We start from the raw sequence: 22,990 nt of genomic DNA, 5'->3' as shown, positions 1-22,990 counted from the left end.
GATGAAAATCGTCGCCCTTGAAACCCATATCGTTGCCGTTCCGCCACCGCACATCGGCGGGATGTACTGGCTGTTCGTCAAGATCAAGACCGACTGCGGCATCGAAGGCGTCGGCGAAATCTACGCCGCGACCTTCGGCCCCAAGGCCATGCTGCCGATCATCGAAGACGTGTTCGAACGCTACCTGCTGAACCAGGACCCGCACCACATCGAACGCTTTTTCCGTCAGGCCTATTCGAGCGGTTTCACCCAGCGTCCGGACCTGACCATGATGGGCGTGGTCAGCGGCCTGGAGATGGCCTGCTGGGACATCATCGGCAAGGCGGCGAACAAACCGGTCTACGAGTTGCTCGGGGGCAAGGTCCACGAAAAGCTGCGTTCCTACACCTACCTGTACCCGGTCAACAGCAAGGGCGAGTACGACTACGACGACCCGGACCTGGCCGCCGAGTGCGCCATCGAAAACATGAACAAAGGCTTCACCGCCGTGAAGTTCGACCCGGCCGGGCCATACACCGCGTATTCCGGCCACCAGATTTCCCTGGAAGTGCTGGAGCGCTGCGAAACCTTCTGCCGCAAGATCCGCGAAGCGGTGGGCGACAAGTGCGACCTGCTGTTCGGCACCCACGGGCAGATGGTGCCGTCCTCGGCCATTCGCCTGGCCAAGCGCCTGGAGAAGTACGACCCGCTGTGGTTCGAAGAGCCGGTGCCGCCAGGTCAGGAAGATGCGATGGCGCAAGTCGCGGTCAAGACGTCGATTCCTATTGCCACCGGCGAACGCCTGACCACCAAGTACGAATTCTTCAAGCTGCTGCAGGCCGGCGGCGCGTCGATCCTGCAAATGAACGTCGCACGCTGCGGTGGCCTGCTGGAAGCGAAGAAGATCGCGAGCATGGCCGAGGCGTATTACGCGCAGATCGCCCCGCACCTCTACAACGGACCGATCGGCGCGGCGGCGAGTTTCCAGTTGGCGACCTGCACGCCGAACTTCCTGATCCAGGAAAGCATCATGACCTGGGGTGGTTTCCATGCCGAAGTCCTGACCAAACCCTTGCAGTGGGAGGACGGCTACATCATCCCGTCCACCGAGCCGGGCCTTGGCGTGGAGTTGAACATGGACGTGGTGCGCAAGCATTCGCCGTACACCGGTGAGCGGTTGCACCTGCAAATGGCGCCGACTCCGGCTGACGTCAAAGACACTTCGCCGGCCAGGGGCTGACGGGAGAGGGCGCAATCCCCTGTAGGAGCTGCCGCAGGCTGCGATCTTTTGATCTTGCTTTTGAAAAATCAAAAGATCGCAGCCTCGTTGCACTCGACAGCTCCTACAGGGGAGGCGCGGTTTTTTTGTACAACGACTTACGCGGTAACCGTGCATGACATACGACTACATCATCGCTGGCGCCGGCGCAGCAGGCTGCGTTCTGGCCAATCGCCTCTCGGCTTCCGGGAAATACACGGTACTGCTGCTGGAAGCGGGCGGGAAAGATTCGTCCCTCTGGTTCAAGATCCCGGTCGGCTTCGCCAAGATGTACTACAACCCGACCTTCAACTGGATGTACTACAGCCGCCCGCAAAAGCAACTGAACAACCGTGAGATCTATGCCCCGCGTGGCAAGGTGCAGGGTGGTTCGGGCTCGATCAACGCGATGATCTACGTGCGTGGCCAGGCTCATGACTTCGATGACTGGGCGGCCAACGGCAACGACGGCTGGGGCTTCAAGGACGTGCTGCCGTACTTTCGCAAGCTGGAAAACCATCCGCTGGGTGACAGCGATTACCACGGCGGCAGCGGCCCGATCAGCATCACCCCGATGAAGGGCCAGACCCATCCGATCTGCGATGTGTTCCTCAAGGGCTGCGATGAACTGGGCTACCCCATCAGCGACGACTTCAACGGGCCGAAATTCGAAGGTGCGGGCATCTACGACGTCAACACTCGCGACGGCCAGCGCTGCTCCAGCAGCTTCGCCCATTTGCACCCGGCATTGAGCCGACCGAACCTGACGGTCGAGCATTTTGCCCTGGTGGACCGGGTCCTGTTCGACGACCGGCAACGCGCTACCGGGGTCTCCATCACCCAGCACGGCGTGGTGCGCACCTTCAGCGCCAACAAGGAAGTGATCCTCTGCGCCGGTGCCGTGGACACGCCGAAAATCCTGCAACTGTCCGGCGTGGCCGATCAGGCCCTGCTGGCCAGGCACAACATCCCGCTGGTCAAGCACCTGCCGGCGGTGGGGCAGAATCTGCAGGACCACCTGTGCGCCAGTTACTACTACAAGGCCAACATCCCGACGCTGAACGACCAGCTCAGTTCGCTGTTCGGCCAGTTCAAGCTGGGCCTGAAGTACCTGTTTACCCGCAAGGGCGCGCTGGCGATGAGCGTGAACCAGGCCGGCGGGTTCTTCCGTGGCGACGCGCAGCAGACCAACCCGAATTTGCAGTTGTACTTCAACCCGCTGTCGTACCAGATCCCGAAGAACAACAAGGCCAGTCTCAAGCCCGAGCCGTACTCAGGCTTCCTGCTGTGCTTCAACCCGTGCCGGCCGACCAGTCGCGGGCACATCGAAATCGCCTCGAAAAAACCGCGGGATGCGGCGCTGATCGACCCCAATTACCTGAGCACCCAGAAGGACATCGACGAGGTGATCCAGGGCAGCCGCCTGATGCGCAAGATCATGCAGGCGCCGGCGCTCAAGGGCATCACAGTCGAAGAGGTGTTGCCGGGACCGGTGGTCGAAACCGACGAGCAGATGCTGCAGTACTTCCGCGAAAACAGCGGCTCGATCTACCACTTGTGCGGTTCCTGCGCCATGGGCCCGGACGAGCAGAAGTCGGTGGTGGACAAGCGCCTCAAGGTCCACGGGCTGAACGGTTTGCGCATCGTCGATGCGTCGATTTTTCCCAACGTGACGTCGGGCAACACCCACGCCGCCGTGTTGATGGTGGCGGAAAAGGGCGCCGACCTGATCCTGCAGGACGCGTGATGCCGGTCACCTGGCTGTATCAAAAATGAATTTCCGCGGTTTGCGCTGCTCATACCTTTAGGCAGCGGATCCAATTCCGCGAAATCATTGAGGCAATCAGGGAGCGGCACGGTCATGAGTCGAGTACCGACGGCGGACGAACATCGTCCTGGCGGGTTGATTCTGGTGGTCGAGGACGACCCGCTGATCCTGGAGTTTCTCTGTGAGATTCTCCAGGAGGAGGGTTTTGTCGTCGAGCCGCACACCAGTGCGGACGCGGCAGCCATCTATCTGGAACAGCATGCGCCGCAGGTGGGCATGCTGCTGACAGACATCACCATGCCCGGCACGCTCAATGGCGCGGACCTGGCCAACCAGTTCGGCGATCGCTGGCCGGACAAGCCGATCATGATCATGTCCGGTTTCGAAACCCCTGAAAGCTCCGGCGTGCGGCACGCGGTCTCGTTTATCAAGAAGCCCTGGATGATCGGTGGGCTGCTCGATTGTGTGAGCCAGACCTTCAAGTCCAAACGACTCAACTGAGCCGTTCGCAGATGCTACATTGCCGGGCAAATCCGTCCGGCAGCTGCGAGGTCCTTTCCTTGTCCGATCACCCTGTATTCAACTCGACTTACCGTGCCTTTCTGTTCGACATGGACGGTACCGTCCTGACGTCCATTGCCGCTGCCGAGCGGGTCTGGACCACCTGGGCCGTGCGCCATGGGGTCGATGTCGAATCCTTCCTGCCGACCATTCACGGCGCCCGCGCCATCGACACCATCAGGCGCCTGGGCTTGCCCGGGGTGGATGCCGAGGCCGAAGCCGCGTGGATCACCGAAGCGGAAATCGACGACGTCGACGGGGTATTCGAAGTGGCGGGCGCGGCGAAATTCCTGCGGTCCTTGCCGGCCAGGCAGTGGGCCATTGTCACCTCCGCCCCACGGGAACTGGCGCTGCGGCGGATGGCGGCGGCGGGGATTCCCGAGCCTGGGGTGCTGGTGACTGCCGAGGACGTCACGGCCGGCAAGCCTGACCCCACGGGTTACCGACTCGCGGCCCGGCGCCTGGGTGTGGAGCCTGGGCAGTGCCTGGTTTTTGAAGATGCCACGGTGGGGATTCTGGCGGCTGAAGCGGCGGGGGCGGATTTGATGATTGTCACGGCGACCCATGGACAGCCGATCGAGACGGCGCATGGGACCTTGGTTGACTATGACCTGGTCCGGGTTCAGGTGGATGCCGCAGGCCTGCGCCTGCACGCGGTCTAATGTGGGAGCAGGCTTGCTCGCGAAAGCGGCGTATCAGTCAACATTGATAGCGACTGACACTATGCCTTCGCGAGCAAGCCCGCTCCCACAGGGGATCAGTGTTCCAGTCAGTAAAGCCCGGGAACCAACCGCCAGGTGCGGGCGCAATAGGCTTCGTATTCGCTGCCGAACTGCGCCCTGAGCAAGGCCTCTTCCGAGTGAATCCGGGCAATTAGCGGGATCAGGGTCAACGCCGCCAGCAGCAGGCCGACCCCCGAGCGAAACGCCAGCGCCCAGCCCACGGCGATGACCATCATCCCCAGGTAACTGGGGTTGCGCAGGCGCCGGTAAATGCCCTCGGTGACCAGTCGATGCCCCGGCTGGATCGCCACCAGCCCGCTGAAGCGCTTGCCCAGCACAAACACCGGCCACAACCGCAGCGCGCCGCCCGCGATGAACAACAGTGCTCCGAGCCAGCGCACGCCTTCACCTCCAAAGGTCCAGAAATCGATGCGGTCGGTATAGGCCGGCACAAAGCCGCTGAGCACGCCGATCACACCGAAGACCGGGAGGACCCAGCGATTGGCCCGGTCTTCGCGTTCTCCCGAACTGAGGTTGACCTCGGTGAACAGCGATGCGACGGCCATGACCAGGGTGGCCAGGGCAACGACGACCAGTGAGCCGTGGCTGAAGTAAGCCGCGAAACCGCCCAGTCCCCAGATCGCCAGGGCGAGGTAGGCGAGGGTGCTGACGACGGCGAAAAACGCCAGTTTGGCCGAGATTTTCATGGCGCCTCCAAAAAAGACCTCCGGTATGTTCAGTGTAGATACCGAGGGTTCCCACGCAGAGCGAGGGAGCGATCAAATCACCTCCGCCCGCGCATTGCGCCGGATTACCTGGGGTGGTTGTCCGAACACCCGCAGGAAGGTATCGCGCATGCGGCGGCGGTCGGTGAACCCGGTTTCCAGGGCGATCTGGTCGAGGGTCAGGCGTCCGCGCTCGAGCATCTGTCGCGCCGCTTCCAGACGCAGGTTCTCGATGGCCTTGGCCGGCGATTGCCCGGTTTCGGCGCGAAACGCCCGGCTGAATTGCCGGGGGCTGAGGTTGGCCACTTGTGCCAGTTGCTCCACCGACAGGGGTTGGGCGAGGTGTTCCCGGGCGTAGGCGAGCACGGTCTGGATGCGGTCGGATTTCGGCGCCAGTTCCAGCAGCGCCGAATGCTGCGACTGGCCGCCGGCGCGGCGGTGGTACATCACCAGTTTCTGCGCCACGGCCCGGGCCAGCTCGGCGCCGTGGTCCTTTTCCACCATCGCCAGTGCGAGGTCGATACCCGCGGTCATGCCAGCGGACGTCCAGATCGAGCCGTCGATCACGTAGATGCGATCCGCCTCGACCTTGATCGCCGGAAACCGTGCCTGCAGTTCCCGGGCGTAGGCCCAGTGGGTGGTGGCCCGCCGTCCGTCGAGCAAGCCGGCCTGGGCCATGACGAACGCCCCGGAGCAGATCGATGCGGTACGGCGCGCGCTGTGGATGCTGGCCTTCAGGTACTCCAGCACGGCTTCGGGCGCCTGTTCGACGATCGAGTCGCCACCGACCACGATGACGGTGTCGAACACGCGCCCGTCGAAGGCCTCGGTGCAAACGCTCAAGCCACCCGAGGCGCGCAGGGTGTGGCCGTTTTCCGACAGCACGCGCACGTCATACAGGGTCTGTGCGGCACTGAAATTGGCGTATTCGAACACCGGCATGGCGGCCAGCGCCATGGACTGGAAACCCTCGAAAACCACGAACGCCACGCTGATCATCGGCCTGTCCTCAAACGGTATGTCCGAAAAACGTACTTTAAACGTCATTTGAGACAGGCGTAAGTCCCTTTATAACGGACTGCACCCGGCGAATCTCTCGCCTCACCCTAGAGGAATTGCACCATGGCTCTCTCATCCAAAGGCACTGCACTGATCACCGGCGCTTCTTCGGGCATCGGCGCGGTGTATGCCGACCGCCTGGCCCGCCAGGGTTACGACCTGATCCTGGTGGCCCGCAGCCGGGGCAGACTCAATGCCTTGGCCAACCATCTGAGCGACCAGACCGGGCGCACCGTGGAGGTGGTGGTCGCCGACCTGACGAACAAGGCGGATTCGCTGCGGGTCGAACAGATCCTGCGCAACGACGCCAGCATCACCTTGCTGGTCAACAACGCCGGGGTCGGTGGCGTCATGCCGCTGCTGGCCAGTCCCGTGGACGACATGGACGCGATGGTCAGTCTCAACGTGACGGCGTTGATGCGCCTGGCCTACGCCGCTGTACCCGGTTTCGTTGCCCGGGGCACCGGCACCCTGGTCAATATCGCCTCCATCGTCGCCATCGCCCCGGAAATCCTCAACGGCGTGTACGGCGGGACCAAGGCGTTTGTCCTGGCCCTGAGCCAGTCGATGCAGCATGAACTGGCGGACAAAGGCGTACGCGTCCAGGCGGTATTGCCGGGGGCGACCGCCACCGATTTCTGGAGCGAGGCCGGCAACCCGGTGGAAAACCTGCCGCAGGAGATCGTGATGTCCGCCGAAGACATGGTCGATGCCGCGCTCGCGGGCCTGGCGGCCGGTGAAACGGTGACCATCCCGGGCCTGCACGATGGCAGCCAGTGGGATCGTCACGAAGCCCAGCGCAAGACGCTGTCCGGGTTGTTTGGCAATCGCGTGGCGGCGCCGCGTTATCACTGAGACTGTCCCCGGACCGGGTGAACTAAACTTGCATGAGAGGACCGTTCACCGCTGGCTCGTCGACCTGTTCGGCGAGCCGGTGGTGTGTAACAGGAACCGACATGCTTCACATCCGCACACCTTTGATCCTGCACCCCGGCCTGTCGACCCCGACCCGCCGTATCTGGCTGAAACTGGAAAACCTGCAACCGGGCGGCTCGTTCAAGATACGCGGCATCGGCTTGCTTTGCAGCCGGGCGGCGCAGCAGGGCAAGCGCAAGGTGGTCTGTCCCTCCGGCGGTAACGCGGGACTGGCCACGGCCATGGCCGCCGCCTGCCTGGGGCTCAAGGCCTGCATCGTGGTGCCGCACACCACCCCCCACAGCACCCGGGCGCGGATCAGCAAGACCGGCGCCGAGGTGATCGAGCACGGCAAGGTCTGGGACGAAGCCAATCAATGGGCCCGGGAACTCGCCCAGGACCCACGCAGCGAATTCGTGCCGGCCTTCGACCATCCGGTGTTGTGGGAAGGGCACAGCACGATGGTCGATGAAATCCTTGCCGACTGCCCGCCAGTGGATGTGCTGGTGGCATCGGTGGGCGGCGGTGGCTTGCTGGCCGGGCTGCTCACCGGACTGATTCGTCATCGGCACACCGATTGCCGCATCGTCGCCTGCGAAACCGAAGGCGCGGCGTCATTCGCCGCGGCGGTGGCGGCCGGGCATCCGGTCAGACTGCCGAAAATCGACACGGTTGCCACGTCCCTGGGGGCCGCGCAAGTGGCCGCCTGGCCGGTCAGGCACATCGGCGATTTTCCCTATGAGTGCGTGGTGCTCAGTGATGATGAGGCGATCATGGGCGTGGTGCATTACGCCAATGATTTGCGTCAGCTGGTCGAGCCGGCGTGCGGCGTTTCATTGGCGATCGCCTACCTGGATCACTCGGCGATTGCCGAGGCCCATGACGTGGTGATCGTGGTGTGCGGCGGGGTGAGTATCAACGCGCAGCTGGTGGCCGGGTGGGCACGCATGTCCACTGGCACGCACGCGAGGCAGGGCTGGAAACGCTATCCCGGTGTCACAAGCCCTACCGCTGGCGATGACGGTCTTCAGTGATCGGTGGCAACGCCTTCCTGGACGAGGATGGCGCGGGCCAGGTCTTCGTCGCTTGCGTTGTTGAGGGCGGGATTGTCCTGACGGATCTTTTTCAACACCGCTTCCAGATAAGCACCACGAATCGCACCGCCGCTGGCGACGAAACTGGAGGCGTCATCCCGGGCGGGAATCATGAGTTTGTGGTCTTTGAACGTTGAGTACAGAGAGGCGGAAACCCCGGCGGAAGTGGCGACGTCACCGGCATCCACTTTGGCCAGGGCCGAACCTGCGGGCAAACAAAGTACCAGTGCAGAGATGATAAATAGGCGGCGCATGACGGTGTCCTCCGACTGCATGAAGCATAAGGGATGTATCACATAGTTTAGGATACGTGGCAGTCGACGAGAGTTCCGTGAGGAGAGCTCTGAGGCGTCGCCACCGAGAACGGTTGTGGGAGACAGGGTCGTTGAACGTCGATATTCAAAGCGTGGTGATCGGGGCTGGCGTCGTCGGGTTGGCGGTGGCCAGGCACCTGGCCATTAGCAGACGGGACGTGCTGGTGGTCGAGGCCGGGCCGGGCATCGGCACGGGCATCAGCTCGCGCAACTCGGAGGTGATTCATGCCGGTATCTATTACCCGGAAGGCAGCCTCAAGGCGCGGTTGTGCGTGGAGGGCAAGCAGCGTCTCTACACCTATTGCGATGAGCACAGTGTCGATTACCGGCGCGTGGGCAAGCTGATCGTGGCCACCGACGAGCAGCAGCGTGCGGCTTTGCAGCGTCTGTTGGAGCAAGGGCGGCTTAATGGTGTCGATGACTTGCAATGGCTCGACAGCGCACAGGCCCGCGAGCTCGAGCCGGCGTTGTCCTGCGTCGCGGCACTGTGGTCGCCCTCCACCGGCATCGTCGATTCCCACGGGCTGATGCTGGCACTTCAGGGTGACGCCGAGCGCTTCGGTGCGACGCTGGCCTTGCACACGCCGTTGCTGTCGGCCCTGTGCATCGACCAGGGCTTCGAGCTGCACATGGGCGGCAGCCAACCCATGACCCTGCGCTGCCGCGAAGTGATCAACTGCGCGGGGCTGTCCGCTCCCGAGGTGGCGCGCGCTATCGTCGGCCTGCCTGCACAGTGCGTTCCCCAGGCGCATCTGTGCAAGGGCAGCTATTTCAGTTTCAGCGGCCGGGCACCCTTTCGACACCTGGTGTATCCGGCTCCGGAGAGTGCGGGACTGGGCGTGCACATGACGCTCGACCTGGGCGGGCAGGCGCGCTTCGGGCCGGATGTCGAATGGGTCGAGCAGATTGATTACCGCGTCGAACCCCGCCGGGCCGAGGGCTTCTATCAGGCGATCCGCCGTTATTGGCCGGGGTTGCCGGACAATAGCCTGCAACCGGCCTACAGCGGCATTCGCCCGAAAATCAGCGGGCCGACCGAGCCGGCCGCCGATTTTCTCGTCAGCGGATGCGCCGAACATGGCGTGCCGGGGCTGGTGAATCTGTTCGGCATCGAATCACCGGGGCTGACCAGTTGCCTGGCGCTTGCCGAGTACGTGGTAAAACGCCTCGACGACCGATGATCGGTGCTGACCCTGCCTTGCGGGCATCGGGTCTATGCTAGGGAGTGCGCTTACTGCCATCGGAGACCTCTGATGATCACTGTACGCACTGCCTGCCTGCTGGCCGATTACAAACGCTGGGCCAATCAGCGCCTGTTTGACAGCCTTGCGGCGCTTCCTCCGGGCGAAGTCAAAAAACAACGGGTGTCGGTGTTCAACAACATGATCGGCACCCTCAATCATGTCTACGTGGTGGATTGTATCTGGCGGGCGCACCTTGAAGGCCGGGGACATGGCTTCAAGACCTCGCACGATCTGCTGCATGCCGACCTGTCGGAACTGCGCCAGGCGCAAAAAGAGATCGACCGCTGGTACTGCGACTGGAGCGCCCGGCAAACCGATGCCTCCCTGGAAAAACCGGTGGAGTTCACCTTTGTCTCGGGCGAAAGCGGCACCATGAGCGCCGGCGCGATGCTGATGCATGTGGTCAACCACGCCAGCTATCACCGTGGCTGGGTGGTGCAGATGTACTTCGAGATTCCGGCCATGCCACCGGTGACCGACATGCCGGTGTACCTGCGCGAATCCGAGCCGGTGCTCCTGCAGTCGATCAATGCCCCGACGGTGGCACCGCCATGTGCTGTGCAATTTTCGAACGCAACCAGCGTTCTGCCGGATCGTTATCGCTGACCCCGTTCCAGACCATCGACAGTTCGGACAGGTTGATCTCAAAGGGCGCATCGTCCGCCCGTAACTGGCTGCTGCCTTCGATCAACGCACTGGCCGCATAATCCGGTACGGTGGCGAGCATGTCGGTACCCGCCAGCAACGCCCGCAAACCCGCGAACTGTGGCACCGCCAGCACCACCCGGCGCGAACGGCCGATGCGGGCCAGGTCATTGTCGATGGCACCGCTCAGATCCCCGGAAAACGACACCAGTGCGTGAGGGCGTTCGCAGAACTCGTCAAGCGTCAACGGGCCGGGACGGTCATCGCCGCGCAGGATCTTCACACTCAGGTCGCGCAATTTCTTGCGCTTGGCGTTGGCCGGCAATTCCGTGGTGTAGCTGATACCGACGGAAATCTCGCCGCTGGCCAGCATCGACGACATCAGCAGGAAATTCACCCGGCGCACCACCACCACAACGTTCTGCGCTTCTTCGCGAATCTGCTTGAGCAGCGGCGGAAAGAGCCCGAATTCGGCGTCGTCGGACAAGCCGATGCGAAACACCTCGCGACTGGTGGAGGGCTCGAAATCCTTGGCCCGGCTGACCGCCCCGGAAATGGTGTCCATCGCCGGCTGCAACTCCTTGAGAATCTGCAACGCCCGCGGGGTCGGCTCCAGACTCCGACCGTTGCGCACCAGCAACGGGTCGTCGAACAGATCGCGCAGCTTGGCCAGCGACGCACTGACAGCAGGTTGACCGAGGAACAGTTTTTCCCCGGCCCGGGTCAGGTTCTTCTCGAACATCAGGGTTTCGAAAATCACCAGCAGGTTCATGTCCACGCGGCGCAGGTCGTTGCGGTTCATTGTGGCGGGCTCGCTGGGTTTGCGGTCTTTCCAGTAAAGCACCGAAATCAAACGATCCTTGCAATAAAAGCGCGGATTGGCGGGTGTGCCCGGCCTTGGTTGAACACGCTTTTCTGTAGGAGCTGCCGCAGGCTGCGATCTTTTGATCTTGATTGTAGAAAAGCAAGATCAAAAGATCGCAGCCTGCGGCAGCTCCTACAGTGCAGGTGATTCCAATACAGGGTGTTGCGTAGGCTCAAGGTGGATCGAGGTTATCCAGTGCCCGGTTTACCGCCAGTTCACCCAGCATGATGACCTGAGCAATGCCCAGCAGGGTGTTGCGATGCGAGCCCTCCAGAAAACCCGCCAGATCGTTGGTCATCACATTGGCCGAGGCCAGCGATTCGCAGGCGTGGGCCAACAGGGTCTCAGTGTCGATGTCGGGGTTGATGGTGAACATCGTGGACGGTTTGTGGGACGTGGCCATGATGTTGGCGGCGGGGTTGAGGTAGTGATTGAGGGCGCGTTCGGCGGCTTCTTGGAATGGCTTGGAGTCGGGGCTTTCGTAGGGGGCGGCTGGATCTGTTACCGGGGGATTGGGTGTGGGCTTGATCATTGATTGAACTCCTAATTGAAATCATGGAGCCTTCAGCCCTCGCTACCAAACGAAGGGTGGCGGCCATACGCGGGTTGGTAGACCGGTAATTAGGAACCCGGCGCTCCCGAGAGAGCCCTGCGCATGGCCACCATAAAACAGAGACCTGAAAGGTCTGCAAACGATGCGCTATGCGCCTAATTAGTCCGGGCTACCAAACCCGATCGCTGTTTTTCAGCGACCGGCTAACGATAAAGCCCGGACTCATGGCGCGTAAGCCGGCGGATTCTGGCGTAACCGTAGGCAATGACGCAAGGCGCTGTAGCTTTCATCAAGTTACGCTGACAGCCGTTAAACAAGGTCGGTCAGTCGATGTTTAATGTGCGGTTGTCACGACAAAAACATGGCTTTGGGCTGGGCACGAAACCTGTGGGAGCGGGCTTGCTCGCGAAAGCGGTGTGCCAGTCGACAACATTGCTGGCAATGCCGACGCCTTCGCGAGCAAGCCCGCTCCCACAGGTTCATGGGGTGGATTCAGGCTCGGTCAACATTTTGCGGAAGGTCTCCACCAACGGCCGCAAATTGATCCGGTGCCACGCCGCCCACAGCGGTCGGGTGAGGGAAATCCACGGCACTTCCCGCAGCACCACGCCCGGCGGTGCATTGCGGCTCAAGCCTTTCTGGATCATGGCGATGCCCAGTCCCGAGGCCACCAGCGCCATTGCGGTGAAAGGGCCGGTGGCTTCCATGCGGATATCCGGAGTGAAGCCGGCGCGGATGCAGGCGCTGACGAAGTTTTCGCGGCTGGCGACATTCTGGTGTTGCACGCCAATCCACTCCTGACCGGCGAGGTTCGCCGGGGTCAGCACGGCCTGTTGTGCCAGCGGATGGTGCTCGGGCAGGGCCAGCAGCATCGGGTCGTCCAGCACCTGGAAACCCAGCAGGTCCGGGTCGTCTTCGGTCGGTGGTTCGCTGACCAGGGCGATGTCCAGGCTACGCTGGCGCAAGCCTTCGAGTTGTTCGGCCGAGCGCAGGTTGTACAGCGCCACGTGTACGTTCGGCCGGTTGACTCGCAGCACGCGCAAGGCATTGGGCAGCACGCCGGCGTGCATGGCATTTTCGATGTAGCCGATGCACAGGCCGCCTTCCTCGCCGCGCCCCAGGCGTTTGCCGAGGGATTCCAGGCGATTGGCGTGGGTCAGCAGGGCGCGGGTTTCGGCGAGGAAGGTCTGGCCGTCGCGGGTCAGGCGGATGCGTTGCTGGCTGCGCTCGAACAGGGTCAGGCCCAGGCGTTCTTCGAGCTGGGCGATCTGCCGGCTCAGGGGCGATTGGGAAATATGCAGGCGTTCGGCGGCGCGTCCGACGTGTTCTTCCTCGGCGACGGCGACGAAGTAGCGCAATTGGCGGATGTCGATCATGTCAGACCTTCAGGGACTCAAGTGCTGCACATTATGTCTTGGACGGTCCGATGCTCGCAATCTAGGATCGGCTCAACGGTCACCTGCAACGAGGTGACCCTCTGTAGGAGCCGGCTTGCCGGCGATAGCGGTTCGTCAGACGACACTTGCTTCGGCTGTTCCGGTGCCATCGCCGGCAAGCCGGCTCCCACAGGTTGACCTGATACTCAAGAGGACTCATCCATGAGCTTGAAAGACAAACTGCCTGGCGCGCTGGGCCTGGGCACCGCACCACTGGGCAATATGTTCCGCGCCATTCCCGAAGACGAGGCGATGGCCACCGTCCATGCCGCCTGGGACGCCGGCGTGCGTTACTTCGATACCGCGCCGTTCTACGGTTCCGGCCTGTCGGAAATTCGCCTCGGCGCCGCATTGGCCCGCTACAACCGCGACGACTATGTACTGAGCAGCAAGGTCGGCCGGGTGATCCTCGATGAAGTCGAAGACACCGCCGCCCGTGACCTGGGCGAGAAGAGCGGGGTGTTCGAGCACGGCCTGCCGAACAAAATCGTCAACGACTACAGCGCCGACGCGACCCTGCGTTCCATCGAAGACAGCCTCAAGCGCCTGCAAACCGACCGCCTGGACATCGTCTGGGTCCACGATATCGCCCAGGATTTCTACGGCGATCAATGGCTGGAGTACTTCAACCAGGCCCGCACCGGCGCGTTCAAAGTGCTCACACGCTTGCGCGAGGAAGGTGTGATCAAGGGCTGGGGCCTGGGGGTGAACAAGGTCGAACCCTGCGAGCTGACCCTTGATCTGAGCGAAGCGCAGCCGGACGGTTTTCTGCTGGCGGGTCGCTACACTCTTCTGGACCATGATCGCGCCTTGCAGCGTTTGATGGACGCCGCCCTGGCGCAGCAGGTCGAAATCGTGGTCGGCGGTCCTTACAGCTCGGGCATCCTGGCCGGTGGCGCGCACTTCGAATACCAGAAGGCCAGCCCGGCGATCATCGACAAGGTCGAGCAGATCAAGCGCATCGCGGCGGCCCATGGCGTCGACGTCAAGGCCGCCGCATTGCAGTTTTCGCTGGCTAACCCGGCAGTCGCCGCGGTGATTCCGGGTTCCAGCCGTCCGCAGCGGATTGCCGAAGACGTGGCCGCGCTGTCGGCGGTGATTCCCGCTGCTTTCTGGCAGGCGTTGCGTGAGGCCAAGCTGGTCTCCGAGCGCGCGCCCTTGCCCCTCATTGGAGCTTGAACATGAAGATTGATTTGAGTGGAAAACTGGCAGTCGTCAGTGGCAGCACCGCCGGCATCGGCCTGGGCATCAGCCAGGCACTGGCCGAGGCGGGCGCCACGGTGGTGGTGATTGGCCGCGATACGGCCAAGGTCGAGCAGGCACTGGCGAGCATCCGTCAGCGTGTTCCTGCTGCGCAATTGCGTGGCGTGACCGCCGACCTGGGCACCGCCGAAGGCGCCGAAAAACTGTTCGCCGCCGAACCTCGGGCAGACATCCTGGTGAACAACCTCGGGATCTTCAATACGGTGGATTTCTACGACGCCCCGGACAGTGAGTGGACGCGCTTCTACGAGGTCAACGTGATCTCCGGTGTGCGCCTGTCCCGGCACTACACACCGGGCATGGTCAAGCAGGGGTGGGGGCGGGTGATCTTCCTGTCTTCGGAATCCGGCGTGGCGACCCCGGCGGACATGATCAACTATGGCGTGACCAAAAGCGCCAACCTTGCCGTGTCCCATGGCCTGGCCAAACGCCTGGCCGGCACCGGGGTGACGGTCAACGCGATCCTGCCCGGCCCGACCTTTACCGATGGCCTGGAGGACATGCTCAAGGACGCCACGGCCGAATCCGGGCGCAGTGCCCGGGACGAAGCCGATGCGTTCGTGCGCAAGGCCCGGCCGACGTCGATCATCCAGCGCGTGGCGGACGTCGAGGAGGTTGCCAATCTGGTGGCCTACATCGCTTCGCCGTTATCCTCGGCCACCACCGGTGCTGCCTTGCGGGTCGACGGCGGTGTCGTCGACAGCCTGGCCATCTGAACCTTATTGATTGGAGAAAGCATTTCATGGCAACTGCAACAGCCTTCATCGACATCCCGGCTTCGGCCGAGCAGGTCTGGCAATTGATTGGCGGGTTCAACTCGCTGCCGGACTGGCTGCCGTTCATTCCCAGGAGCGAGCTCAGTGACGGCGGGCGCGTGCGCAGCCTGCAAACGGCGGATGGCGCGGTGGTGATCGAACGCCTGCAAACCTTCGACAACGCGGGCCGAACCTACAGCTACTCGATTGAGCAGGCACCCTTTCCGGCGACTGATTATCTGGCGACGATCAAGGTCGAGGCGCAAGGCGAGGGCGCGCGGGTGACCTGGTCCGGGCGGTTTGAACCGGTGGGTGTGAGCAACGAGGAAGTGGAGGCGTTGTTTACCGGGATTTATTCCGGCGGACTGCAAGCATTGCGGGCCAACTACCCGGGTTGAGATTTTTAAAAGATCGCAGCCTTCGGCAGCTCCTACAGGTGTACACAAAACCCTGTAGGAGCTGCCGAAGGCTGCGATCTTTTGCTTTTCAAGTCTGCGGTATCAAGCTTTCCCGACAATCAAGCACCAGCCGCGCACCGCCCAGTTCGCTGCTGCCCACCTCCAGCGTAAATCCGTGCAGGCTGACAATCGCCGCGACGATGGACAGGCCCAGCCCGAAGCCGGTCTTTTGATTGCCGGCCTCGGCGCGATAGAAACGCTGGAATACCGCTTCACGCTCCGCCTCGGGGATGCCGGGGCCTGAGTCGAGCACTTCGATCCGTGTATGCCCACCAGCATTGACCCCGCGCAGGATCACCGCACCACCGGGCGGGGTGAACTTGATCGAATTGCTGAGCAGGTTCGCCACGGCTTCGAACAGCAGCGCCCGGTCGCCATTGAGGGGGGGCAATGACGCGGGCAGGTGCAGCTGGAAAACCAGGCCGTCGTCTTCCGCCAGGGGCAGGTAGAACTCATGCAGTTCCTGCAGCAACGCCACGGGGTCCAGTTGCACGAAACCGGAGCGGCGTCGGCGATCTTCCAGTTCGGAAATCCGCAGCAGGCCACGGAAACGCGCCATCAGCGTATCGGCTTCGGCCAGCACCAGGTCCAGTTGCATGGCCTGCGGTGAGCCTTCGCCGGCTTGCTGCTGCATACGGTAAAGCTGCGCGCGCAGACGGGTCAGGGGCGTGCGCAGGTCATGGGCGATGTTGTCGCACACGCCCTTGACCTCGTGCATCAGGCGCTCGATGCGTTCGAGCATGGCGTTGACGATGGCGGCGAGCATGTCCAGTTCGTCACGCCGATTGGACAGTGGCAGGCGCCGGCTCAGGTCGCCGGCGACTATGGCTTCGGCACTGGCCTGGATCCCGCGGATGCGGCGCAACGGCCGGCGCCGCAGCAGATACCAGCCAACGATGCCCGGCAGGATGGTCAGGGTCACCCCCCAGAACAGCGCGTGAAGAATGATGCGGGTCACGGCGAACAGCGAACCGTTGTCGCGCACCAGCACCAGCCAGCGGCCGTCGAGGGTGCGGGTCGCCACGGCGTCGCAACTGTCGGCGGGCAGCGTCTGGTCATCATTGTCGCCGGAGGCATCGCAGTCGCGCAGCATGTGGATCTTGCCATCGAGCGGCAAGCCGTCCGGAATGTAGCGCAGGGCGCCGCTGAGGTAATGGTGCCGGGCATCGAACAGGCCATAGGCGTCGATGCCGCGGATGTCGAAGGTCATGCTGACGGCGAGGGCGTCCACCAGTTGCTCGCCCGAGAAGCGCGAAAACAGGTGCTGGCGCTGCATCAGTGAGTGCTTGGCCAGGTTGTCCAGGTAAGCGGAAACCTCGTAGTACATGACCCCCATGAGGATCCCGCTCCAGATCACGAACAGCGAACTGTAGAGCGCCAGCAAACGGCTGCTGGAGGAGCGCCAGCCTTTAGACGGGTTCGGCAATGACATAACCGGAGCCTCGCACGGTCCGAATCAGTGGGACATTGCCAGGCGGGTCGATTTTCTTGCGCAGACGGCCGATGTGTACGTCGATCAGGTTGGTGCCGGGGTCGAAGTGGTAACCCCAGACTTCTTCGAAAATCATCATCCGCGAGAGGATTTGCCCGGTATTGCGCATCAGGAATTCCAGCAGTTTGTACTCGGTGGGCAGCAGCGTCAGCAGTTGACCGTCGCGGCTCGCTTCGTGGCTGATCAGGTTCAGTTCCAGGTCCGCCACCCGCAACGTGGTGGCCTGGGCGGTCACGGTGTTCTGCCGGCGCAGCAGGACTTCGACCCGGGCCGCCATCTCATCGGTGGCGAAGGGTTTGGTCAGGTAGTCGTCGCCGCCGGCGCGCAAGCCGCGCACGCGCTCATCGACGTCTGACAGTGCGCTGATCATCAGGATCGGCGTCGCCACGCCCATGGTCCGCAGCGTGGTGACGATCGCCAGGCCGTCGAGCTCGGGCAACATGCGGTCGAGGGTGATCAGGTCATAGTTACCGCTCACCGCACGCTCCAGCCCTTCGCGGCCATTGTCGACCCAGTCGACGTCGAGGCCGTGGCTACTCAGTTCGGCGACAATTTCCCGGGCGGTCACGGCGTCGTCTTCGATGGTCAAGATGCGGGTCATAAGGCTGGCCTGATTTGCAGTTCAATACGAAGTTGCGAGCATTTTGCCAAGAAAAAACCGCGACTTAATAAATTAACTTTCATCTGGGCGGGGTCGCGGTCCGCAACATTGAGGTCATTGAGCCATAATTTTGGGTTCCTCACACATTCCCGGAGAATTGTAGGAGCCAGCCTGCTGGCGATGAACTCAAGTGCGCCACGTTTATCCAGTTCACACGCGTAATCGTTAACGACCATCGCTGGCAAGCCAGCTCCCACAAAGGGTCATGCCCACGCTGAAACTGTAGGAGCCAGCCTGCTGGCGATGGACTCAAGTGCGCCACGTTTATCCAGCTCACACGCGTAATCGTTAACGACCATCGCTGCGATGCGGCGACCCGACAAGCCAGCTCCCACAAGGGGTCATGCCCACGCTGAAACTGTAGGAGCCAGCTTGCTGGCGATGGACTCAAGTGCGCCGCGTTAATCCAGTTCACACGTGTAATCGTTAATGACCATCGCTGGCAAGCCAGCTCCTACAAAAGGCCGCGTCCTAATCGAAAAACCGGTGAATGCCCCGAAAAAGGTTGTCTGACTCCCCAGTGGCAATAAAAGCTACAAATAACCCATGCATAAAACCCGTTGGTTCAACCTGTTCCTTGCAGTTTGCATGGGACTGGGAAGTTCAAACTTTCTAAGCGATTGAAGCGCAACGATTTATTCAAAGTGCGTGACTGGCACGGTGACTGCAATTCCTTCCTCGAAGAGTTGTAACACCATCTTTCTGCCTGGAGCGATATAACAATGAATAGATCCTCTGACGGTTTCTATCCCGCCATGGACGAGTCCACGACGCTGTCCGGCGTGTCCTGGGGAGCGATTTTCGCGGGTGCCGCTGCCGCGGCGGCGTTGTCGCTGATCCTGGTGTTGCTCGGCTTCGGCCTGGGTTTTTCGGCGGTGTCGCCCTGGGCCAATGAAGGCGTGAGCGCCAAAGGCCTGGGGATCTCGACCATTGTCTGGCTGGCCTTCACCCAGATTGTCGCTTCGGGGCTTGGCGGTTACATCGCCGGGCGACTGCGGGTGAAGTGGGCGTACATGCACGGCGATGAAGTTTACTTCCGCGACACGGCCCATGGTTTTCTGGCCTGGTGCGTGGCGACGCTGGTGACGGCCACGCTGGTCGCCGGGTCGGTCAGCAGTCTGGTCGGCGGTGGCGTGCAGGCCGGGGCGAACATGGTCGGCGGTGCCGCCAGTGCCGCGACGCAAGCCGTTGGCACTGCGGCGGGCAATACCCAAGGCGATGAGTACGGTTACTTCGTCGACAGCCTGTTCCGTGATGATCGCCCGGTTGCCGTCAGCGATGATGCGGCCCGGGGCACCGTCTCCCGGATCTTTGTGCGTTCCCTGAACAGGGGTGAACTGGCCGCCGAAGACCGGACTTACCTGGCGCAACTGGTCGCGCAACGGACCAACCTCACTCAGGCCGACGCCGAACGTCGTGTCGATGAAGTCTATGCCCGCACCCAGAAAGCCGTGGCCGACGCCAAGCTGGCCGCTCAACAAGCCGCTGACACCGCTGCGACAGTGGCGGCGTGGACCACGCTGTGGATGTTCGTTGCGCTGTTGGCCGGTGCGTTCTTCGCCAGCCTTGCCGCAACCTTCGGTGGTCGTCGCCGGGATGCGGTGGTGTATCTGGAAACCGATACCTACGTCACCACTGCACCGATTCGTTAATCCAGGAGAACTACCATGCGTTCATTACTGCTGTTCTTTCTCGGCGTGCCGATCCCGATCATTATCCTGATTGCGTTGTTTGTGCATTGATTCGACTGAAGCTATAAAAGCTTCGCGAGCAAGCCCGCTCCCACCCCTGTGGGAGCGGGCTTGCTCGCGAAGGCGGTCGATGAGGCGAAATGAATCTGTCAGTCAATCGGCGTACCGACAAACACCTCAAGCCCTTCGGCATACGCCGTGAACGCGGCGATCCGTGGAAACTGCGCCGCACTCACTTGGTCCGGCACCACCAGGTTGGTGAAGCTCCAGGCTACCGCCAGCGTAATGCCGTCCTGCTCGATCACACCCTCAGTCTTCAGCGGCTGCTTTTCCAGCTCCCGCTCCAGCGCCGAATACGCCGCCACCAGCTGTCCTTCGACCCGCTGCACCCAAGGCTCGAACTGAATTTCCGCCGGCCGCAGGTTGCGCTCGTAGTAAAGCTGCACGGACTTTTCGCTGGCGGCCAGCGCCAGGCCGATCAGGCGCAACGCGCGCAGACGCTGAGCCGGTTCGACGGGCATCAGGCTGTTATCGGCGAGGGTTTCCAGGTAGTCGATGATCAGCGTCGAGTCCATCAACACCTCACCGTCATCCAGCACCAGGGTGGGCGCCTTGACCACCGGGTTGATCTGCCGGAATTGTTCAAAGTGGCGGAACACCGAGACCGATTGATGTTCCAGCGTGATTCCCAGGCATTTGGCAGAAATGGCGGCGCGCCTGACATAGGGCGAGTCCAGCATACCGATCAGCTTCATGGTCCTTTCCTTTATATGGCCATTTCGGGAGGGACAACCTTAGCTGAGGTTCGCAGCCATGCAAATGGCAGGGAAAAAGGCGGGGAAAATGGCCCGGTGCAGGCCGTTTGTCTTCTATATACAGCCGCTCGATTGAATTTCTTGCTATAAACGCACTCCGATTACCGCCTCAAAGCCTGCCGTAGAGCATTTTCAGGGCTTTGTCGGACAAATTCGCTGTCTTTTCAGTTGCTGAGGCCTCAAGTCGGCCTTAGACTGCCGCCCCTCGTAAATTGAGTGCCGGGTGGCGCTTGGAACAAACGGCGCCTTTCCGATGGCCTGCCCAGGTCTGCCGGAACGCTCCCTTATTCGCCTTAATGCACGTTTTTTTATAGAGATATCAATGACAAAGGACAAGTTGCTGGCCATGCCGGCGGATGACTACATGAATGCCGAGCAACATGCTTTTTTCTCCGAGCTGTTGCAGAACATGAAAGTCGAAACCCATGAGCGCATCGAACAGAACCGCATCGCCATCGAAAGCCTGGACACCCCGGCCGATCCGGCAGACGCGGCTTCGGTCGAAGAAGAGCGCACCTGGCTGGTGAACGCGATCGATCGCGACCAGCGCATGCTGCCTCAGTTGGAACAAGCCCTTGAGCGCATCAAGGAAGACAGCTTTGGCTGGTGCGACGACAGCGGCGAGCCGATTGGCCTCAAGCGCCTGCTGATCAGCCCGACCACCAAGTACTGCATCGAAGCTCAAGAGCGTCACGAGCAAATCGACAAGCACCAGCGTCAGGCCTGATTCTGTTAGGCAGCCCCGTTAATCCCGGGCTGCCTGGAAAAGATCGCAGCCTTCGGCAGCTCCTACATTTGTTCCGTAGGTGCTGCCGAAGGCTGCGATCTTTGTTTTCTGTCGTCTGCGATTTCCCGATTCTTCTGTTGATCTGCTGCAACGTTCGCGACTAAAGGCTCATGGATAATGGCCTTATGCTGGCGTTTAATGCGAAGACAACAATTAGAAGTTTTCCGGGGTGACGATGATGACAAGAGACGGGTCTCTGGCTGCGGCAGTGCCTGCACCAGTGCTGTTGCCGAAAAACCGCTGGCTGACTCCGACGCTGCAAAGCATCGCCCTGATGCTGTTGTTATGTGGCATGACGTTGGGCGGTGGGTCGCTCTACCTTGGCCTGCCCCTGGCCGTATTGATCATCTGGCTGCCTCGCTTGCGTTCGCGCGCGACCCCGCAGGCGGCTTCCTCCGACAACCCCGATGCCATCGGCGCGTTGACTCGCGATCTTTCCTACACCACCAGCCATAACGCGCTCTCGGCCGCCGGGGTGGCGTTCTCGGTTCGGCAGCTGGCGGAAAAACTGCAATCGCAGCTCTCGGCGGCGGCACAGATCGTCAGCAACGCCGAGGTCATGATTACCACCGAACACGCCACCTCGCTGCTCAGTCGCCAGGCGCTGAGCGCCGCCAGCGAGGCTCATCAAAGCGGCGCGGTGGGGCGTACGGAACTGATCGAGTCCATTGCCCGCATGCATCAGCTCAGCCAACGCGCCAGCAACAGCCGTGAACTGATCGAAGCCTTGAGCCTGCGCAGCGATGATATCCAGCGTGTGACCCTGGTGATTCAGTCTATCGCCAGCCAGACCAACCTGTTGGCGTTGAACGCCGCCATTGAAGCGGCGCGGGCGGGGGAGCACGGTCGCGGGTTTGCCGTGGTGGCCGACGAGGTGCGCGGGCTTGCCGCGCGCACGGCGACCGCGACCGGCGAAGTCGGCGAGATGGTGGCCGATATCCAGCAACGTACGGCGCAGGTGGTGGAGCAGATCCGCCAACTGTCCAGCGATCTCGACACCGGCGTCGAGCAGGTCGAGCGCACGGGGCAGCACCTGGAGAACATTGCCCGTCTGGCGGCCAGTGTCGAGTCCCAGGTCGGGGAAATCGCCCAGGGCGCAGACACCAACCGTGAACAGCTCGACAGCCTGTTTCACGCCATCGAACAGATGCGCAGCGACCTGGCGGTCAGCGACCAGCAGACTCAGCGTCTGGCCCAGGCGGCGGTGCAAATGGAAGGGCAGGCCGAAACCATCAGCGAGCGGTTGGCCGAGGTCGGGCTGGATGATTATCACCAGCGGATCTATGACCTGGCCCGGGAAGGCGCGAGCCGGATTGCAGAACGTTTCGAGGCGGATATCGATGCCGGTCGAATCAGCCTGGACGATCTGTTCGACCGCAACTACCAGGTCATCCCCAACACCAGCCCGACCAAGTACCAGACGCGTTTCGACCGCTACACCGATCAGGTGTTGCCAACGATCCAGGAACCCTTGTTGCCGCGTCACGAAGGATTGGTGTTCGCCATCGCCTGCACCCAGCAGGGTTATGTGCCGACCCACAACCATGCGTTCAGCCAGCCGCTGACGGGGGACGCGCAGGTCGATGCCTTGCAGAACCGGACCAAACGCAAGTTCGCCGACCGCACCGGGATCCGCTGCGGCAATCATCAGAAGGCCGTGCTGCTGCAAACCTATACCCGCGACACCGGCGAATTGATGCACGATCTCTCGGTGCCGATCATGCTCAAGGGCCGGCATTGGGGCGGTTTGCGCCTGGGCTACAAGCCGGAAAAACCGCGCTAGAAACCTCGAATGCTGCTCACTCAAGCGAACAATTAGGAACCTGTGGCGAGGGAGCTTGCTCCCGCTGGGCTGCGAAGCGGCCCCTCCTTTTTCCTAAAGAGCAGGGACTGCTTCGCAGTCCAACGGGAGCAAGCTCCCTCGCCACAG

Annotated in this window: 23 protein-coding genes; 14 read left to right on the top strand and 9 right to left on the bottom strand. The window is 62.1% G+C overall.

Annotated elements, in window-relative coordinates; genetic code table 11:
- Window position 1 precedes the first annotated feature (1 nt).
- From ACEN83_RS19590 to ACEN83_RS19575, 4 genes are all read left to right on the top strand, one after another.
- The gene (locus ACEN83_RS19590) at window positions 2–1,219 is read left to right on the top strand and encodes a mandelate racemase/muconate lactonizing enzyme family protein (protein WP_495578141.1); all 1,218 of its coding nucleotides are present in this window, start codon (window positions 2–4) and stop codon (window positions 1,217–1,219) included.
- A gap of 154 nt (window positions 1,220–1,373) precedes the next feature.
- Window positions 1,374–2,984, top strand: coding sequence for a GMC family oxidoreductase (locus ACEN83_RS19585; RefSeq protein ID WP_495578140.1), 1,611 nt, complete (start codon window positions 1,374–1,376; stop codon window positions 2,982–2,984).
- 114 nt (window positions 2,985–3,098) lie between these two features.
- On the top strand, window positions 3,099–3,506 hold the full coding sequence (locus tag ACEN83_RS19580) for a response regulator (protein WP_495578139.1): 408 nt from the start codon (window positions 3,099–3,101) through the stop codon (window positions 3,504–3,506).
- 59 nt (window positions 3,507–3,565) lie between these two features.
- Entirely contained in the window at window positions 3,566–4,228 is a 663-nt protein-coding gene (locus ACEN83_RS19575; protein WP_495578138.1) for an HAD-IA family hydrolase, read from the top strand.
- Window positions 4,229–4,335: 107 nt separating this feature from the next.
- Here ACEN83_RS19575 and ACEN83_RS19570 read toward each other — a convergent pair whose 3' ends face one another.
- On the bottom strand, window positions 4,336–4,995 hold the full coding sequence (locus ACEN83_RS19570) for a methyltransferase family protein (protein WP_495578137.1): 660 nt from the start codon (window positions 4,993–4,995) through the stop codon (window positions 4,336–4,338).
- A 72-nt stretch (window positions 4,996–5,067) separates the two neighbouring features.
- Window positions 5,068–6,012 carry a GlxA family transcriptional regulator gene (locus ACEN83_RS19565; RefSeq protein WP_495578136.1) on the bottom strand — a complete coding sequence of 315 codons (945 nt, stop codon included), beginning with the start codon at window positions 6,010–6,012 and terminating at the stop codon, window positions 5,068–5,070.
- A 123-nt stretch (window positions 6,013–6,135) separates the two neighbouring features.
- On the opposite strand from ACEN83_RS19565, the gene ACEN83_RS19560 reads away from it, so the two are divergent.
- On the top strand, window positions 6,136–6,927 hold the full coding sequence (locus ACEN83_RS19560) for an SDR family NAD(P)-dependent oxidoreductase (RefSeq protein ID WP_495578135.1): 792 nt from the start codon (window positions 6,136–6,138) through the stop codon (window positions 6,925–6,927).
- Window positions 6,928–7,028: 101 nt separating this feature from the next.
- Window positions 7,029–8,021 carry a pyridoxal-phosphate dependent enzyme gene (locus ACEN83_RS19555; protein ID WP_495578134.1) on the top strand — a complete coding sequence of 331 codons (993 nt, stop codon included), beginning with the start codon at window positions 7,029–7,031 and terminating at the stop codon, window positions 8,019–8,021.
- On the opposite strand, the gene ACEN83_RS19550 is transcribed toward ACEN83_RS19555, so the two are convergent.
- Entirely contained in the window at window positions 8,015–8,335 is a 321-nt protein-coding gene (locus ACEN83_RS19550) for a DUF2388 domain-containing protein (protein ID WP_007973734.1), read from the bottom strand. The two genes, ACEN83_RS19555 and ACEN83_RS19550, sit on opposite strands and share 7 nt — an antisense overlap.
- Before the next feature lie 131 nt (window positions 8,336–8,466).
- Between ACEN83_RS19550 and ACEN83_RS19545 the strand changes: the two genes are divergently transcribed.
- Window positions 8,467–9,576 carry an NAD(P)/FAD-dependent oxidoreductase gene (locus ACEN83_RS19545; RefSeq protein ID WP_495578133.1) on the top strand — a complete coding sequence of 370 codons (1,110 nt, stop codon included), beginning with the start codon at window positions 8,467–8,469 and terminating at the stop codon, window positions 9,574–9,576.
- A gap of 72 nt (window positions 9,577–9,648) precedes the next feature.
- Window positions 9,649–10,245, top strand: a complete 597-nt coding sequence (locus tag ACEN83_RS19540) for a DinB family protein (RefSeq protein WP_495578132.1) — start codon at window positions 9,649–9,651, stop codon at window positions 10,243–10,245.
- Here ACEN83_RS19540 and ACEN83_RS19535 read toward each other — a convergent pair.
- The 3 genes from ACEN83_RS19535 to ACEN83_RS19525 all read right to left on the bottom strand — a co-directional run bounded on the left by ACEN83_RS19535 (window position 10,166) and on the right by ACEN83_RS19525 (window position 13,078).
- Window positions 10,166–11,086 (bottom strand): LysR family transcriptional regulator, encoded by a 921-nt coding sequence (locus ACEN83_RS19535; protein ID WP_116583274.1) that lies wholly within the window; start codon window positions 11,084–11,086, stop codon window positions 10,166–10,168. The two genes, ACEN83_RS19540 and ACEN83_RS19535, sit on opposite strands and share 80 nt — an antisense overlap.
- A gap of 235 nt (window positions 11,087–11,321) precedes the next feature.
- Window positions 11,322–11,681: a DUF6124 family protein gene (locus ACEN83_RS19530; protein ID WP_495578131.1), complete on the bottom strand. Its 360-nt coding sequence runs from the start codon at window positions 11,679–11,681 to the stop codon at window positions 11,322–11,324.
- 500 nt (window positions 11,682–12,181) lie between these two features.
- The gene (locus ACEN83_RS19525) at window positions 12,182–13,078 is read right to left on the bottom strand and encodes a LysR substrate-binding domain-containing protein (protein WP_495578130.1); all 897 of its coding nucleotides are present in this window, start codon (window positions 13,076–13,078) and stop codon (window positions 12,182–12,184) included.
- A 222-nt stretch (window positions 13,079–13,300) separates the two neighbouring features.
- On the opposite strand from ACEN83_RS19525, the gene ACEN83_RS19520 reads away from it, so the two are divergent.
- Genes ACEN83_RS19520 through ACEN83_RS19510 form a run of 3 tightly spaced genes read left to right on the top strand, consistent with a single transcriptional unit; the run spans window position 13,301 to window position 15,554 of the window.
- Window positions 13,301–14,317 (top strand): aldo/keto reductase, encoded by a 1,017-nt coding sequence (locus ACEN83_RS19520; RefSeq protein ID WP_218483689.1) that lies wholly within the window; start codon window positions 13,301–13,303, stop codon window positions 14,315–14,317.
- Between the two features lie 2 nt (window positions 14,318–14,319).
- Window positions 14,320–15,117: an SDR family NAD(P)-dependent oxidoreductase gene (locus ACEN83_RS19515; RefSeq protein WP_218480381.1), complete on the top strand. Its 798-nt coding sequence runs from the start codon at window positions 14,320–14,322 to the stop codon at window positions 15,115–15,117.
- A 26-nt stretch (window positions 15,118–15,143) separates the two neighbouring features.
- Window positions 15,144–15,554, top strand: a complete 411-nt coding sequence (locus ACEN83_RS19510; protein ID WP_495578129.1) for an SRPBCC family protein — start codon at window positions 15,144–15,146, stop codon at window positions 15,552–15,554.
- A gap of 88 nt (window positions 15,555–15,642) precedes the next feature.
- Here the strand turns inward: ACEN83_RS19510 and ACEN83_RS19505 are convergent, their stop codons facing one another.
- Together ACEN83_RS19505 and ACEN83_RS19500 are read right to left on the bottom strand one after the other, a co-directional pair.
- Window positions 15,643–17,046 (bottom strand): sensor histidine kinase, encoded by a 1,404-nt coding sequence (locus ACEN83_RS19505; RefSeq protein ID WP_116583260.1) that lies wholly within the window; start codon window positions 17,044–17,046, stop codon window positions 15,643–15,645.
- Window positions 17,024–17,707, bottom strand: a complete 684-nt coding sequence (locus ACEN83_RS19500) for a response regulator transcription factor (RefSeq protein ID WP_020796732.1) — start codon at window positions 17,705–17,707, stop codon at window positions 17,024–17,026. The genes ACEN83_RS19505 and ACEN83_RS19500 overlap by 23 nt, the downstream gene beginning before the upstream one ends.
- Window positions 17,708–18,489: 782 nt before the next feature.
- Here ACEN83_RS19500 and ACEN83_RS19495 point away from each other — a divergent pair.
- Entirely contained in the window at window positions 18,490–19,419 is a 930-nt protein-coding gene (locus tag ACEN83_RS19495; RefSeq protein ID WP_495578128.1) for a hypothetical protein, read from the top strand.
- A 188-nt stretch (window positions 19,420–19,607) separates the two neighbouring features.
- On the opposite strand, the gene ACEN83_RS19490 is transcribed toward ACEN83_RS19495, so the two are convergent.
- Complete coding sequence (locus ACEN83_RS19490) at window positions 19,608–20,213, bottom strand: glutathione S-transferase (protein ID WP_495578127.1); 606 nt, start codon at window positions 20,211–20,213, stop codon at window positions 19,608–19,610.
- Window positions 20,214–20,595: 382 nt separating this feature from the next.
- Between ACEN83_RS19490 and ACEN83_RS19485 the strand changes: the two genes are divergently transcribed.
- Entirely contained in the window at window positions 20,596–21,000 is a 405-nt protein-coding gene (locus ACEN83_RS19485) for a TraR/DksA family transcriptional regulator (protein WP_007935965.1), read from the top strand.
- A gap of 235 nt (window positions 21,001–21,235) precedes the next feature.
- Entirely contained in the window at window positions 21,236–22,843 is a 1,608-nt protein-coding gene (locus ACEN83_RS19480; protein ID WP_495578126.1) for a methyl-accepting chemotaxis protein, read from the top strand.
- The last annotated feature ends 147 nt before the right edge of the window (window positions 22,844–22,990 follow it).

The organism is Pseudomonas sp. Pseusp49 (genome assembly GCF_059491875.1).
This window is presented reverse-complemented; position numbering and strand designations above follow the sequence as displayed.

Coding starts and splice junctions, on each gene's coding strand:
- ACEN83_RS19590 (WP_495578141.1), top strand. CDS start 2: ATGAAAATCGTCGCCCTTGAAACCCATATCGTTGCCGTTCCGCCACCG.
- ACEN83_RS19585 (WP_495578140.1), top strand. CDS start 1,374: ATGACATACGACTACATCATCGCTGGCGCCGGCGCAGCAGGCTGCGTT.
- ACEN83_RS19580 (WP_495578139.1), top strand. CDS start 3,099: ATGAGTCGAGTACCGACGGCGGACGAACATCGTCCTGGCGGGTTGATT.
- ACEN83_RS19570 (WP_495578137.1), bottom strand. CDS start 4,995: ATGAAAATCTCGGCCAAACTGGCGTTTTTCGCCGTCGTCAGCACCCTC.
- ACEN83_RS19565 (WP_495578136.1), bottom strand. CDS start 6,012: ATGATCAGCGTGGCGTTCGTGGTTTTCGAGGGTTTCCAGTCCATGGCG.
- ACEN83_RS19560 (WP_495578135.1), top strand. CDS start 6,136: ATGGCTCTCTCATCCAAAGGCACTGCACTGATCACCGGCGCTTCTTCG.
- ACEN83_RS19555 (WP_495578134.1), top strand. CDS start 7,029: ATGCTTCACATCCGCACACCTTTGATCCTGCACCCCGGCCTGTCGACC.
- ACEN83_RS19550 (WP_007973734.1), bottom strand. CDS start 8,335: ATGCGCCGCCTATTTATCATCTCTGCACTGGTACTTTGTTTGCCCGCA.
- ACEN83_RS19540 (WP_495578132.1), top strand. CDS start 9,649: ATGATCACTGTACGCACTGCCTGCCTGCTGGCCGATTACAAACGCTGG.
- ACEN83_RS19535 (WP_116583274.1), bottom strand. CDS start 11,086: ATGAACCGCAACGACCTGCGCCGCGTGGACATGAACCTGCTGGTGATT.
- ACEN83_RS19530 (WP_495578131.1), bottom strand. CDS start 11,681: ATGATCAAGCCCACACCCAATCCCCCGGTAACAGATCCAGCCGCCCCC.
- ACEN83_RS19525 (WP_495578130.1), bottom strand. CDS start 13,078: ATGATCGACATCCGCCAATTGCGCTACTTCGTCGCCGTCGCCGAGGAA.
- ACEN83_RS19520 (WP_218483689.1), top strand. CDS start 13,301: ATGAGCTTGAAAGACAAACTGCCTGGCGCGCTGGGCCTGGGCACCGCA.
- ACEN83_RS19515 (WP_218480381.1), top strand. CDS start 14,320: ATGAAGATTGATTTGAGTGGAAAACTGGCAGTCGTCAGTGGCAGCACC.
- ACEN83_RS19510 (WP_495578129.1), top strand. CDS start 15,144: ATGGCAACTGCAACAGCCTTCATCGACATCCCGGCTTCGGCCGAGCAG.
- ACEN83_RS19505 (WP_116583260.1), bottom strand. CDS start 17,046: ATGTCATTGCCGAACCCGTCTAAAGGCTGGCGCTCCTCCAGCAGCCGT.
- ACEN83_RS19500 (WP_020796732.1), bottom strand. CDS start 17,707: ATGACCCGCATCTTGACCATCGAAGACGACGCCGTGACCGCCCGGGAA.
- ACEN83_RS19495 (WP_495578128.1), top strand. CDS start 18,490: ATGAATAGATCCTCTGACGGTTTCTATCCCGCCATGGACGAGTCCACG.
- ACEN83_RS19490 (WP_495578127.1), bottom strand. CDS start 20,213: ATGAAGCTGATCGGTATGCTGGACTCGCCCTATGTCAGGCGCGCCGCC.
- ACEN83_RS19485 (WP_007935965.1), top strand. CDS start 20,596: ATGACAAAGGACAAGTTGCTGGCCATGCCGGCGGATGACTACATGAAT.
- ACEN83_RS19480 (WP_495578126.1), top strand. CDS start 21,236: ATGATGACAAGAGACGGGTCTCTGGCTGCGGCAGTGCCTGCACCAGTG.